Source organism: Nocardia arizonensis (assembly GCF_001310275.1).
Taxonomy (GTDB): domain Bacteria; phylum Actinomycetota; class Actinomycetes; order Mycobacteriales; family Mycobacteriaceae; genus Nocardia; species Nocardia arizonensis.
Genome location: NZ_LGYZ01000133.1, coordinates 27,890 through 41,751 on the forward strand (window position 1 = coordinate 27,890; position 13,862 = coordinate 41,751).

Here is a 13,862-nt window from a genome sequence, read left to right on the forward strand (position 1 = left end):
GAAACCCCCGCCAGGACCAGGAGATCCCCCGATGAACGAGCCAGCACCTACCGAAGCTCCCGCCGTGACCGCGTCGGCAACAGCGGCGTTGATCGCCCTCGCCGAGCACACGCCCACGCGGGCGCGCGCCGCGATAACCGTGGCGCTGGCCGAGCTGACGCCTGCGGACTGGGCATGGCTGGGACTGGTCCACCGCGGCCACGCCCACTCACCCGACGCCGCCCTGTCCCGGGTCCTGACCCTGGCCGCGGCCCGGCTGGCCACCACCGCCACCACCGGTCCCCGCCCGCCCGAGCACCGGCCGCGCCCAGGCGGCGGCGTGGAGGTGCTCGAGGTCCCGGTCGCGGACGAGATCCGCGCCCTGTTGCGTGGCCCGGTCCGCGAGGACTGCTACGACCTGCGCCTGCACGCCGAACCGAACCCGGCCACCGACGCGGCGCGCACCACCGATGCGGCGATCGCGGCCCGCGCCCGCCACCGGGCGGCCCACCCTCGCCGAGTCGTGGCCGTCACTGCCGGGAGGACCGGCACCGGCGACCGGCTGGTGGCCTGACCCGGGAGAGGATCGCTATGAGCGTCGACGACCCGCGGGAGACGGCCACGATCCAGATCCGGTTCCTGACCCACGTGCTCGACCGCCTCGACGCCCTCGCCGAGCAGGCCAGCCCGTGGGACGGGATCCGCCGCCTGCACGCGGTCATCGCCGCACGCCTGGCCGTGATCACCGACACCGACCCGCCCGAAGCCGACGCCGACGACACGGTCGGCGGGCACGGTCGGCTCGCGTTGCTCGCGGTCGAGCTGCACCGGCTACGGCGCACGAGGACCCCGGCCACGCTCACCACCGGTGGCGGGCACCGCCTCCGTGTCCGGGTCCGGGCGGTCGGACGCCGCCACACCCTCGTTCACACCGACGGCGGACACACGCTCGCCGCGGTGCTGGTGCCGCTGCGGTTCATCGAATCGGTGGACCCGCTCGAACCCGGCGCGAGGCACTGACCACTGCCCTGCGCAACCGATACCCCACCACCCGAGGCCACCGCCCGAGCAAACAGCGATCCATCTCGGCTCGCATACACGCGCACTGCCCGGCCGAGGCACCGGCGTGGTGAGCACACCACTCCGGCCGAAAGGAGGGCGGCATGCCCATCGACTCCCCGAATTCTCCCGCGCCCGAGCACATCGCGGCCCCGCTGCTGGCCGCCCACGCTCCCGAGGTCGAGTTCCTGACCGGGATCGGCGGCAATCCCCGCGTCGTCGACACCGGCGGACACCCGATGTTCGCGTTCGTCGCGATCGAGGCCGAGGCCGGGCCGATCCTGGACCCGACCGGCACCCTCTACGTCCTGATCACCAGCATCGACGCCGGACTCGCCACCCACCGCGGCGACATCGACAGCTGGACCGTCGTCATCTACGACGCGACCGACTCCCACGACGAAGGAATCAGCGCCGGCGAGGAAGCCACCAGCTTCGCTGCGGCCTGGCAGCAGGCATGGATGGGCCTGGACCGCCCCGACGACCCGCACACCTGACACCGGCCACCCGCAAGGAGGAACTCGCTGTGCCCGACACCCTCACCGACGCCGACCTCCAGAAACTGCTCGCACTCGGTGTCCTGCGCCTCGAGCCGATCTCGGTCCTGACGATCGAGGACATCGAAGAGGTCCTGCACACCGCGATCTACGCCCTGGACGGGCAGCTGCGCGAAGACCTCGCCCAGATCATTCTGTGGCGCACCGACGACGCGCGCCTGCTCCTGATCGTCGAGATCAATGACCAGTTGCGGCTGACCAGCGCGAGCGTGGACGTCGCCGAGACCTTCATCCATCCCGAACCCGACGCCACCCGCGCCGATACCGTGCGCCACATCCTCGACCTGATCCTCGCCGGCCGCCACGCGCTGATCAGCGCCCTTGAGGCATACAGCGCACCGTTCTGACCAACCGGCCCCCAAGGGGTCACGCCGGGCAGCGCCCCGGGGCCGGTCGCGTCAGCGATCAAGGGTTGCGGTGGGGAGGGCTGACCGTCTGGCCATCTGCCCCGCCTGTCTGAGTGCTACCAGGGCGTGAGCCCGCCACGGCTCCGGGCCCGCGCCCGGCCGTCCCCGAATTCGCCCAGCGCGCCGCATGTCTCGCATCCGGCGGTAGTGCGGTCGTGCGCAGCGAATTCGGCGCCGACCGTTTCGGCGCGTTCCCTCCGCCGCGTCGGACTCCCACCCTGGTCGATCGCACTCAGGCGGGTCAGACGACCAGCCGCCCAGCCCCGTGCCGGGGTCACGTACACGTGCTGTGTGCGTCCGGCACGGGGCCGAGCTGTTTCCACGACAGAACAGGACCCAGTGATGACCGCAACGTTGAACGCACCCGTGACCGAACCTGCCACCGAGACCGTCACCGAAATCGCCGACACCGTCTCCCCGTTCGCCGCCGCGCTCGGTGAGATCGAATACCTCCTGGCATCCGATCCCGACGCCGCGCGCGAACGCTTCACCGACGTGCTGGCCCTGGCCTCCCCGGTCGAGCGTGAACTGCTCGCGCACGCCGCGGCGCGCATGGAGCGCGCCCCTTGGAAGACCGCGGCCCGCCAGCTCGGCTGGATGGCCAAGTCCCGGCCGGAACTGCGCGCCATGATCATCGACCACACCGCCGAGGGCGACCCCGGCCTCTACCGGCCCGAGCTCCCCGCCCCCTCCGAGGTGTCGATCGAAGCGGCCGAATGGGTGCGTCGCTCCATTCGCGACCGACGCTCCCGCGACCGCTACACCGCCACCCCGAGCGCGGCCACCGACGCCGCCCGCTTGCAGCCCGAGAAGATCGCCGCCCGCCGCGCCCGCATCCCCGCCCCCACCGTCGGGCTCGTCAGCCTGCGCCACCGGGACCGCGACCTCGCGGTCGCCGAACGCCGCCAGCGTGAATACGCCAGCTATGCCGCGCGGCGGCTGTACGCCATCGACACCGCCGTCGACGAGGACCGCACCCCGCCGGTGCCCGAACCGAGGAAGAAGGCCGGGCAGGTGTGGGCGCACGTACAAGCCGAGTTGTGGGATCGCTCCTACTTCCTGCACGTCGCCGAGTGCTACACCGAAGCCGACCGGCACCTGCTCGCCCCGGAGGTCCCCGAACGCCACATCGCCCCCGACCGCCGCTACGCCGGTCTCGAGGACGCGGCACGGGAGTTCCTGCGCGGACACGACAGCGAGCCCGAACCGTCCGCGCGGGGGCGCGGCGGGCGGGCGCGGCGCACCCGGCCGCAGTTCCCGCCGCGGATCACCACCGCCGACCAGTCCCGCTTCGCCGCCCGGCGTACCGGGCTCGCGGTGCCCAGCGACCGCGACGAGTATCTGCCCTACAGCGAACTCGACGTGCGGGAGTCCACCTGGCAGGGCTCGGGACTGGACTACGACCTCGCGGCGATGACCCCGTACCTGGGGTGGCCGTGCGTGAGCTGCTGGGTCGACCGGCCCGCCGCCGACCGCCGTCCCTTCCACACCCGCCACGGGATCGTGGTCAGCGACGACGGGCTCTGCGATGTGTGCCGCGCCGACGGCCACCCCGGCATCCCCGCGCTGACTGCCGGGTTCGGGATGCGGACCTTCGTCGAATCCCGCTGCGCCCACATCGCCACCTCCCATCCCGCCCAGGCGCGGGTGCTGCTGGACCGGGTACGCGCGGCGGCGGCGAACACCGGGCCGACCTGGCGGCTGATCACCCGGTGGATGGCCATGAACCTCGGCCAGCCCGAACGCGCACCCCGCACCGCCGCCGCGCGTCGGCCGCGCCGCGGCGGGTCCGCGCTCGGGGCCGGGCAGCGGATCGGACGCTGCGACGCCTGCGCCCGAAACGGTGTCGTGCACGCCGACAACTACTGCACCGACTGCCGCATCGACCTCGGCCTCGTACCCACCGCTACCCGCCGCACGTCCGCGGTGGCCTGACCGCCCCCTGCTCGATTCCCTCCCATGTTCCCCGGTCCGCCGCGGTGTCGACCCCTGCGGCGGGCCGGTCCACCATCCCCGATCCGGCAGGAGCCTGACCCGTGCATCGATTCCCGAACCGAGTCCGCCGTGTCCTGCGCGCGCTGCGCGATGCCGTGTCCGTACCTCATTCCCACCCGGGGGAGGTCCGGGTGCGGGTCTACCTCAACCGCGACCGGAACGCGCTGCTGACCGGATACGAGCCCGACGCGCCCCTCACCCTGGCCTACACCTACCTGCTGCGCGCCGACCCGGCCACCGACACCGACGAGGTTCTGCTCGAACGTGTCTTCGCCGCGTTCAACGACCACCCCGAACACGACGAGGACCAGATCCACACCGACACCTGGTACGCGAAAGGCATGCACGGCGTCACGGGACTGCGGTCGCTGTCGGTCGGCGACCTCGTCGGACTCGACGACCGTCACTACGCCTGCGAGTCCACCGGATGGTCACCCGTCCCCGCCCCGACCCTCTGACCCACCTCGGCGTCCCCGCGCAGCTCGGTTCGATCACCCGAACCGGGCCGGGCGGGCGGGTCGGGCAGATCTCCCGACGCGGCCCGCGCGGCTCGGGCACCGTCGCGAGCACTCGAACCGGAGGAAGGCCACCATGGTCCACTACATCGATCCCGCACAGCTGAACCTCACCGATCTCGAACAGCACCTGGCCGCCGGTACCCCGGTCGTGGTGTCGATGCGCGCCGCCGCCGGGCACGTCCCGCTGATCGACTGGGCGCGACGCCACGACCTGTTCGTTCGCATCGACCGGGCCAGCGACTGGGGCAACCCGTTCATCATCGGCCGCCACGGCAACCGCGACGACGTCCTCACCGCCCACTCCCACCACACCGCCGAACAGGTCGGCCTACTCGCGCGCCTGCGCGGCGGCGAGTTCGCCGGGCGCGTGCTGGGCTGTTGGTGCGCGCCGCTGCACTGCCACGGTGACACCCTCACCGCCCTCACCCTCGATCCCGACCTGCACCCGCTCGACGCCCTGCACCTGTGGCGGCCACGCCACTGAACACCCACACCGACCACCGACCACCACCTACGGCTCCCACACCAACCCCGCCACACCACTCTCCCCCTCCACCCCGCGCACCGCCCCATTCCCCACTCCTCCTACTATCATCTCCACACTGCTGCCATCCGCACCCACCTCTTCCTCTCTTCTCCACTCCTCTTTGTTAAGCACACCTCTTGCATTCCGGCCCCTCCCCGACCCGATCTAGATAACGATCTGGTCTCGTCCTGGGGTTTCTCGCGAACAGCCGGAATCTGCATACCCTGGATTCCTCGACTTTCGTCGGTTCGGGGTGCTCGATGGATTTATGACCGCGACGATTCATAAAGTCGTCGCAGGCAATGGCTATCAGTATTACCTGCGAAATATAGCCGCGAATGATGTCGACTCCCGCGGCCGTTCCGCGCTGTCCGACTACTACTCGGCCCATGGTGAGTCTCCTGGGGTGTGGAGCGGTTCCGGTTTGGCCTCCCTCGGCATCGATGTGGGTGCGGAAGTGACCGAGTCGCAGGTGAAGTCCCTGTTCGGGGTGGGTCGACATCCCGACGCCGAACAGATCGAAGACACCGTCTTCCACTACGCCTCCGCGCGCGGTGCGACTCCGAAACAGGCGAGCGACGCGGCCGATAAAGCGTCGCGTTTGGGTAATCCTTTTCGCGTTTACGCACCGAATTCTGATTACCGTAAACGGTGCGGGCAGGCGTATGCCGAACACAATATCGCGCACGACAGGCCCGCCGACGCACCCCTTTCGGAAGCGGATCGCACCCGCATTCGTACACATGTCGCGTTCGATATGTTCACCGACGAGTACTCCCGCCCGCCCTTGAACGCGCGGGAATTGTCGGGCTGGATCGCCAAGAACTCACGTCCACCCACTACTGCGGTCGCCGGTTTCGATATCACTTTCTCGCCGGTGAAGTCGGTGTCGGCGTTGTGGGCGGTGGCGCCACGGTCGGTGTCGGCGAAGATCGAGGCCGCCCACAACGCCGCAGTCGCGGACGCGTTGGGTTGGCTCGAGTCCCACGGGATCTACACCCGGCTCGGCCGCAACGGGGTGCGCCAGGTCGATGTCGAGGGCATCGTCGCGGCCTGCTTTTTTCACAGGGATGCGCGTTCGGGTGACCCCGACCTGCACACACACGTTCTCATCGCTAATCGATGCCGGACTGCGGACGGTCGCTGGCGGACCCTCGACGGCGCCGCCCTGTACCGGGTGGTGGTCACCGTCAGCGAGATCTACAACACCCGCCTCGAACACCACTGCGAACGCCTCGTCGGCGTGGAATTCGCCGAACGGGCCGGCACCGACCCGAGCAAGCGCCCGATCCGCGAGATCGTCGGCATCCCCCTGCGGTTGATCGAGGCATGGTCACGGCGCGAGAGCGCGATCCGCGCCCGTACCGGTGAGCTGTCAGCGCTGTTCCAGCAGGCCCACGGCCGCGAACCGACACCGATCGAGATCCGCGACCTGGCCCAGCAAGCGACCCTGGAAACCCGGCCCGCCAAACACCTCCTGCGCTCGCTCGCCGAGCAGCGGCGTGCCTGGCGCGAGCAAGCCATCGCGGTCCTCGGTGGTCGGGAAGCCCTCGCGGCAATGGTCTCAGTGGCGCTGAATCCGGTACGCGCACCGCGGGTCACCGCGACGCGGGAGTGGATCACACGCACCGCCGACCGGGTCCTCGAAACCGTCGCCGAGCAGCGATCCACCTGGCGCTCGGCCAACGTCCGCGCCGAAATCGAACGCCAGATCCGCGGCAAAATCCACGGCAGCCAATGGCAGCAGATCAGCGAAGCCGTGCTGGAGGCGGCCCTGGACCCGGCGCGGTCGATCCCGATGGGCGACCCCGATATCACCGCCGAGCCCGAACTCGCCGTCGTCCCGGACGCGTTGCGCCGCCGCGACCAGTCCAGCAGCTACACCCCCGCCGGCGCCCAGATCTACACCTCCACCCGCATCCTGGCCGCCGAAGACGCCCTCATCGCGCTGTCGGTGCAGCCCGGCGCGCGCGTCGTGGCCCCCGAGGTGGTGGCCGCGGCGATCCGTGGCTACGACGCCGCGCATCCGGATCAACGGTTGAATGCCGGGCAGCGCAGCGTGATCGAAGGATTCGCGCGCTCCGGGATGCGTGTGCACACCGCCAACGCCCCTGCGGGAACCGGCAAGACGACCGGGATGGCGGTGCTCACCGCCGCCTGGAACACCAGCGGCGGCACGGTGCTCGGGCTCGCGCCCACCGCCAAGGCCGCCGCGGTGCTGGGCGAATCCATCGACGCGCGTTGCGAAACCGTCGACCAGCTACTCACCGTCATCGACCTGCACACCCCCGACCCACACAACTCCACACCCGATCGCGGGCATCCGCCGCCGTTGCCGCAATGGGTCCTCGACATCACCGGCGACACCCTCGTGATCGTCGACGAACACGTCAAGATCGGCACCCTCAAACGCCTCAACCTCTTGCGCTTCCTCGCTGATCGCGGCGCGACGATCCGCTGCCTCGGCGACGACCGCCAGCTCCCCGCAATCGAGGCCGGCGGCGTCGACGCCGACATGACCGCCGCCGCACCCGAGCAGACCCTCACCCTGACCCACGTCGTGCGCTTCGCCTCCACCGCGGAGGCGTCGGCGAGTTTGATGCTGCGCGAGGGCGACCCGGCCGCGCTGGGCTGGTACCTGGACAACGACCGCATCCACGGCGGGCACACCGGTTCGACCCACGACGACGCCTATACCGCCTGGGCCGCCGACCACGCCGCCGGGCGCGACGCAATCATGTTGGCCGCCAACCACGACACCGTCACCGCGCTCAACGAACGCGCCCGCGCCGACCGACTACTGCGCGAAGGCGGTCTCGACGGCCCGGAAGTGGTGCTCGGCGACCGCACCGCGGCCTCGGTCGGTGACACGATCCGCACCCGGCAGAACGCGAAGAAACTGCGTTTCGGTGCCCACGATTGGGTGCGCAACGGCTACGTCTGGACCGTCACCGCCGTCCATTCCGACGGCAGTATCACCGCCCGACACCACAGCAAAACCGGCGCGACTGTGCGGTTACCCGCCGAGTACGTCGCACAGAACGTGCGTCTCGGGTACGCCGCGACGATCGATTCCGCGCAGGGAATCACCGCCGACACGTGTCATGTCGCGCTCACCGGCGGCGAATCGCGCGAGCAGCTCTACGTCGCGATGACCCGCGGCATCCACGCCAACCACGCCTACATCCCCTCGGCGTTGAGCGGGGACGAGGGCTCGGATTTCACCGAGAGCGCGGCGTTCCCGCGGACCGCGGTGGAGAACCTCGTGCGGGTTCTGGGCCGTGACGGCGCGCAGAAGTCCGCACATACCCAGCTGCGCGATGCCCTCGATCCGCACCGGCGCATCGGGCGCGCGCTCGATATCTACCTCGACGCCCTCGGGCTGGCCGCCGAACACACCCTCGGCGAACCCGCACTCGCCCGCGTCGATGCCGCCGCCGAACGACTGCATCCCGGGCTCCCCGACGCCCCCGCCTACCCCACTCTGCGTCAACACCTGGCCACCCTCGCCGTCAGCGGCATCGATCCGGTGCACGCGTTGCGGGCGGCGATCGCCGAGCGCGAACTCGACACCGCCGCCGACCCCGCCGCGGTCTTGGACTGGCGTTTGGATCCTTCCGGCGCGCATTCGACCGGTACCGGGCCACTGCCCTGGACACCGGCCATACCGGCGGGGGTCGACACCAGCACCACCCAGGTCGACGCCCGCGCGCGCATTCTGGGCGACCTCGCCGCACAGATCCGGGTCGCGACCGAGGAATGGACGCCGCTGAGCGCGCCGGTCTGGGCGCGGCCCCTGCTCGGCGCCACCCCTGTCCTGTTGGCCGATCTCGCGGTATGGCGGGCCAGTCTGCATGTCGCCGACATCGACATCCGCCCGACCGGGCCACGCCGCTACCCCGTCCGGGAACGCGACCACCAAGACCTCCTCGACGACCGCGTCACCGCCGCGCTCGGTGACCCGAGGCGTCCGGTCAACCGGTGGGCCGAGACCGTGTCCGGAATCGAACCCCGCATCCTTGTCGACCCGTACTGGCCCGCGATCGCCGAACGTGTCGACCTCGCCGCCCGCGCGGGCATCGACATCACCGCGCGACTCCACACCGCCGCCGCGATTCGGCCACTACCGGATGAGATGCCCGCCGCCGCCCTGTGGGCCCGTTTGGAACTCGACGCTTCCGCCCTCGACGCCCGCGACCACAACCTGCGCCCGGACTGGATCACCGACCTGACCGACATCCTCGGCCCCGACACCGCCGAGCGGGTCGTCGACGACCCGGCCTGGCCACGGGTCGTGGCCGTCCTCGAGCGCGCCACCAGCACCCAATGGGCGCCGCGCCAGCTCCTGGCTACCGCGTACGAACTGCTGCTCGCCGCCACCCCCGACGACGGCGGCGGCCTGCGCCCCGACCAGATCGCCGCCGCCTTGGCCTGGCGCATCGATGCGCTCCTGCACCACACCCCCTCCACCCCACCCACGGTAAACGGAGCACCCATGAGCGAGAACACCACCCGCCCAGCGAACTCCGCAGCGCCGGCCCGCGAGCATCCACCCGACCCCGAACCGCCCCGCAGCCCGCAGCCCGCACTGGTGGCGTCTACTCCGGTCGACATCAATGCCTCCGGCTTCGATCCCGAGCTCGCGGCCATCGCGCAGCTGTATCGCGACGGCCGAGTCCGCGCGGCCGTCTACCGATTCCGGCAGTTCGAGCACCAGCTCACCGACGAACAACGCTGGGTTCTCGGCGCGGTCACCGACACCCTCTACCGCTACGCCTACCCCGTCGCCACCGCCCGCCTCCGCGACGCCGGACAACGCTTTCCTCAACATCGGGCGCTCATCGACGCCTGCACCCCGGCCACCGACCCCGGTGTCCACGACGACCGACCCGATCGCACACCGCCTCCACCGGGGTTCGAGCGCGCGCGCCGTCACCGAGCAGCCCGTGATCACGACACCCGCGTCGACCGCGACCTGGTCCGCGATCCGCTGCCCGATCCGCAGGTCCGGGCTCGCCGCCACGAACAGGACTACCACGACACCCGCGCCGGAACCGATGACCAGCCCTGGGCGCGCCCGGACGCGCACGAGGTCCGCGGCCTCACCGACGACCCCGCACTCCCCGACTCACAGCTGCCTCCCCTCCCGAAGCATGCGGCACCGACGCCGCGCGAGGCCGACCTCGCCGACCGCAGCTACCGCCGCGACGAAGCCAAAGACCCGACACCGGCCGCGTATTCACTCGACTACGACAAAGCCGCCACCCACCGCACGCGTGGGCTGGAATGCGTCGCGTGCAGCATCGAACGCCGTCCCCAAGACGCGACACCGATCCCCCCGCGCCGCGCCGACGACGGGCTCTGCGGGGAATGCCGCGACAACGGCGAAGCCGGTATCCCCGACCACGACCCGAGTCGGCACATGACCGCGCGCGCCGACCACCTCGCGGCCGGCAAACCGCTTCCTGCCGTGCACGCCATCCTGCGCCGGGACTGGAAAGCCGTCACCGATCCCGAACGCCGCGCCCAGATCGAAGCCTGGATCCGCGCCCACCCCGCACCGAACGGCGACATCGATCATCAACCGCCCGTCACCGATCCCCTGTTCGCGCTCAGCGACACCGAACTCGGCGTCCGGCTGGACGAGTTGCATCAGCAACTCGCGCTCACCGACACCTACGCCGTCGCGTTTGCTCCGGCGCCGCCCGAGCAATCCGACACCGTCGATATCGCCGAACTGCTCCGGCGCCACCGCGACGCGCAAACCGCCATCCACGCCGCACTCGACGCCGAGCAACATCTCCACGAAGCGACCCGCGCGCTGCACGCCACCCGATCCGAACTCGCGACCCACCGCGAAGGGCTCGACACCACACCCACCTACAAACGCCACGTGCGCCATGTCCTGCGTACCCGGATCGATGAACTCGTGCGGCAGCAAGCCGCACACGAACGCGCCCGCACCCGCGCCCGCGGTGACGCGCGAGAAGCCCACCGCGACGCGGTCAACCACGCCGGAACACCCGACAAATGGGACGAGGTCCTGAACACCAGCGCCGAGGACATCCGCGCCCGGGACAGCCGCGCTCATCCCCGCGACGCCACGCCGGACGCGACCGCTGAGAGGTTCGCCGCCGAGACCCGCAGTGAAATCGACCGCGTCTACGCCGAGCGACAACGCCGAGCCGAACTCAGCCCGGCGCAGACGCGTCATGAACAGGCACTGCGCCTCACCGACGATCCTCACACCACACTCGACCCCACGGGATTGAACCAGCCCGATCCCAGCGATTCGCCAGAGCCCGACCTCGGATTGTGAGCTCGGCTTCCGGACGGGTGGTCCTGCCTCGTCGTCGTTTCGGCCCGCCGTCTCGTGCGGGTCGGTGACAGTGTGGTCCTTCGTCGACGGTGACGCGCCGCGCGGCCGGTAGGGCCTACAGCCGCTGTTGCGTGGTAGCCCCTCGGTCGAACTCGCGGTTGCGCACTGCGGTGGCGAAGGCGAGGTATTCGGCGGCGTCGAAGAACAACGTTGCCGTTCCGGCGCTGCTCGCGTACCCGTCGGCGGCGGTGAACAGGTAGCCGTCGCCGCTGGTGCGGGTGATCGTAAGCGGGATCCGGACCGGATCGCCGGTACGGATCGCGTGTTGGATCGCCTCGAATTGGTCGTGGTCGAAGCTCAAGCACTCATCGAGAGGGACTTCGTGGTCACCGGTGTCGGCGAGTTTGTCGTCCCACATGATGGTGCGGGTGGTGTCGCGGTAGATCATGACGCATGCCTGTTGGGGTGAGCTGGCGGCGGCCTTGCGGAATTGACTCACGGTCGGTGTCGGCAGCACGGGGTGTTTCCTTTCGAGCGCGCGGAACCGTCGGGTTGTCCGGTTCTCGCACCAGTCCACGTTACGAGAGAGTGCCGATAGCGGCGAAGTTGCAGCGGCGTGCGTCATCGTCGCTGTCGATATCGGTGTCGGGGTGCCAGTCGGTGGCGTAGGTGATGCCGGGTTCGGTCAGTGTCCATCCGTCGAAGAAGCTGGCGAATTGTTGGCGGGTTCGCAGGGTGACGGGGGTACTCGCGTCGGCGAACACCGAGGCACCGGCGGCGACCTGGGTCCTGATCTGGGGTCCTGCGTCTTCGAGAGAGACGTGGGTCATCGCGATCTGGCTGCCGGGCGGCATCGCGTGGCGGAGTTGGACCAGGAGTGCGGCGGGGTCGTCTTCGTCGGTGATCCAGGGCAGCACCGATATCAGCAGCAGTCCGATCGGCTGGGTGAAGTCGAGCAGTCTGCGCGTGTCGGGGTGTTCGAGGATGCGCGGGGGTTGGCGCAGGTCGGCGTCGATCATGGCGGTCGTGTCGAGGAGCTGGTGTTCGGTGAGCAGGTCGCGGGCGCGGTTGATGGCTTCTTCGTCGTTGTCGACGTAGACGACGTGGGGGTCGGTGATGAGTTCGCGGGCGACTTGGTGGGTGTTGCCCCCGGCGGGCAGTCCCGATCCGATGTCGAGGAATTGCCGGATGCCGTGGTCGGCCATGTGCCGCACGGCGCGGCCGAGGAAGGCGCGGTTGTGCCGGGCCCATTTCGGGTAGAAGGGGATCGCGGTGTAGAGCTGTTCGATGAAGGGCAGGTCGGCTTCGTAGATGACCTCGCCGGTGATCATGTGCAGGTAGATGCGCGCCGAGCTCGGCTTGGCGGTGTCGAGATGGCGGGGTTCGAAGTCGGGTTCGGACATCGACGGATTTCCTGTTCGGTTGTGCTCGCGCGCAGTGGCTATCGCGTGACGGTGGGCCGGTTGCGCAGTCCGCGCAGCAGGTGGTGCATGAATTGCCGCGAATCGGCGGGGCTGAGCGCGGTCATGGTGAGACGGGTGAAGATCGTGTCGCGGATGGCGACCGCGGGTTTGTCATCGATGTAGCGGATCTCGCCCTGCGCTTCGACCACCGCCATCTCGAGATCGCCAGCGGCGCCCGGGGAGGGGACGCGGACCAGGATGTAGCGGTCCTCCATGCCCGCGCCGGGGGCTTGGTGGGTGAAGGGCATGACCTGGAGCTGGATGTTGGGTCGCCCGGATAGTTCGATGAGGTGGCCGATCTGGTCGGCCATCACCTGATCGTTGCCGTAGGTGCGGCGCAGGCAGGACTCGGACAGGATCGCGTGGAACTCCGGTGCCGGGCGGGCGAACAGGATCTGCTGACGCGCGGTGCGGGATTGGACATAGTCCTCGACGGTGATGGCGTCGGGGTCGTGGTCGTCGGGTGCGAATGGTTGGTGCAGCGCGCGGATGTAGTCGGGATGCTGGAGCAGGCCGGGGATGATCTCGGCGGCCGTTTCGCGCAGGCGATCGGCCACGGCTTCCAGATCGACCAGCAGTCGTAGTTCCTCGATGTAGGCACGCCGGTACCCCGAAGTCCAGTACCCGCGACGATGATTGTCCTCGCGCAGCTCCAGCAGCATCTGGAGATAGCGTTCATCGCCGATACCCAGTTCGCCGACCAGCTTCTTCAGCGCGTCGGCGGTGAGATTTCCGGTTCCCGCGATCGCGGCGGCGATCCGCGACTGGCCGACACCGACGATGCGCCCCGCGTCGGCCTGCGTGACACGCCCCCGTCGCAGCAGGTCATCGATTTCGCGTCCGAGCAGCACTTTCCGCGCGGTCCTCGTCGCCATGCACTCCCACCGTCATCTCATCGCCCGATCGGACTCTTCCCACCCATAGAGGTGATTATCAGGTTAGATTATCAGTAAAGATAATCTGTCCGAGATAGGACGCTTCGGTCGTCGATGTCCGGCAGGACATCGACGCGCGGAGCGAATGTGGACGCCGGATCGGC

Annotated in this window: 11 protein-coding genes; 8 read left to right on the plus strand and 3 right to left on the minus strand. The window is 69.7% G+C overall.

Annotated elements, in window-relative coordinates; translation table 11 throughout:
* Positions 1-31 precede the first annotated feature (31 nt).
* The 8 genes from APZ21_RS31390 to mobF all read left to right on the plus strand — a co-directional run bounded on the left by APZ21_RS31390 (position 32) and on the right by mobF (position 11,360).
* Entirely contained in the window at positions 32-553 is a 522-nt protein-coding gene (locus tag APZ21_RS31390; RefSeq protein WP_156371426.1) for a hypothetical protein, read from the plus strand.
* A 17-nt stretch (positions 554-570) separates the two neighbouring features.
* Positions 571-999 (plus strand): hypothetical protein, encoded by a 429-nt coding sequence (locus APZ21_RS34555; RefSeq protein ID WP_040713646.1) that lies wholly within the window; start codon positions 571-573, stop codon positions 997-999.
* A 143-nt stretch (positions 1,000-1,142) separates the two neighbouring features.
* Positions 1,143-1,535: a hypothetical protein gene (locus APZ21_RS34560; protein WP_040713648.1), complete on the plus strand. Its 393-nt coding sequence runs from the start codon at positions 1,143-1,145 to the stop codon at positions 1,533-1,535.
* Positions 1,536-1,564: 29 nt separating this feature from the next.
* Positions 1,565-1,942 carry a hypothetical protein gene (locus tag APZ21_RS34565; protein WP_040713653.1) on the plus strand — a complete coding sequence of 126 codons (378 nt, stop codon included), beginning with the start codon at positions 1,565-1,567 and terminating at the stop codon, positions 1,940-1,942.
* A gap of 402 nt (positions 1,943-2,344) precedes the next feature.
* Entirely contained in the window at positions 2,345-3,937 is a 1,593-nt protein-coding gene (locus APZ21_RS31410) for a hypothetical protein (protein WP_054816793.1), read from the plus strand.
* A gap of 101 nt (positions 3,938-4,038) precedes the next feature.
* Positions 4,039-4,455, plus strand: coding sequence for a hypothetical protein (locus APZ21_RS31415; RefSeq protein ID WP_054816794.1), 417 nt, complete (start codon positions 4,039-4,041; stop codon positions 4,453-4,455).
* A gap of 133 nt (positions 4,456-4,588) precedes the next feature.
* On the plus strand, positions 4,589-4,999 hold the full coding sequence (locus APZ21_RS31420) for a DUF4326 domain-containing protein (RefSeq protein WP_051030278.1): 411 nt from the start codon (positions 4,589-4,591) through the stop codon (positions 4,997-4,999).
* Positions 5,000-5,309: 310 nt separating this feature from the next.
* A complete protein-coding gene (mobF, locus tag APZ21_RS31425; RefSeq protein ID WP_063125126.1) occupies positions 5,310-11,360 on the plus strand; it encodes a MobF family relaxase in 6,051 nt (2,016 codons plus the stop codon).
* 115 nt (positions 11,361-11,475) lie between these two features.
* Here mobF and APZ21_RS31430 read toward each other — a convergent pair whose 3' ends face one another.
* From APZ21_RS31430 to APZ21_RS31440, 3 genes are all read right to left on the minus strand, one after another.
* On the minus strand, positions 11,476-11,877 hold the full coding sequence (locus APZ21_RS31430; protein ID WP_156371427.1) for a hypothetical protein: 402 nt from the start codon (positions 11,875-11,877) through the stop codon (positions 11,476-11,478).
* Between the two features lie 61 nt (positions 11,878-11,938).
* Complete coding sequence (locus APZ21_RS31435) at positions 11,939-12,763, minus strand: SAM-dependent methyltransferase (protein ID WP_040713660.1); 825 nt, start codon at positions 12,761-12,763, stop codon at positions 11,939-11,941.
* Between the two features lie 38 nt (positions 12,764-12,801).
* A complete protein-coding gene (locus APZ21_RS31440) occupies positions 12,802-13,698 on the minus strand; it encodes a helix-turn-helix domain-containing protein (RefSeq protein WP_040713665.1) in 897 nt (298 codons plus the stop codon).
* Positions 13,699-13,862: the final 164 nt, after the last annotated feature.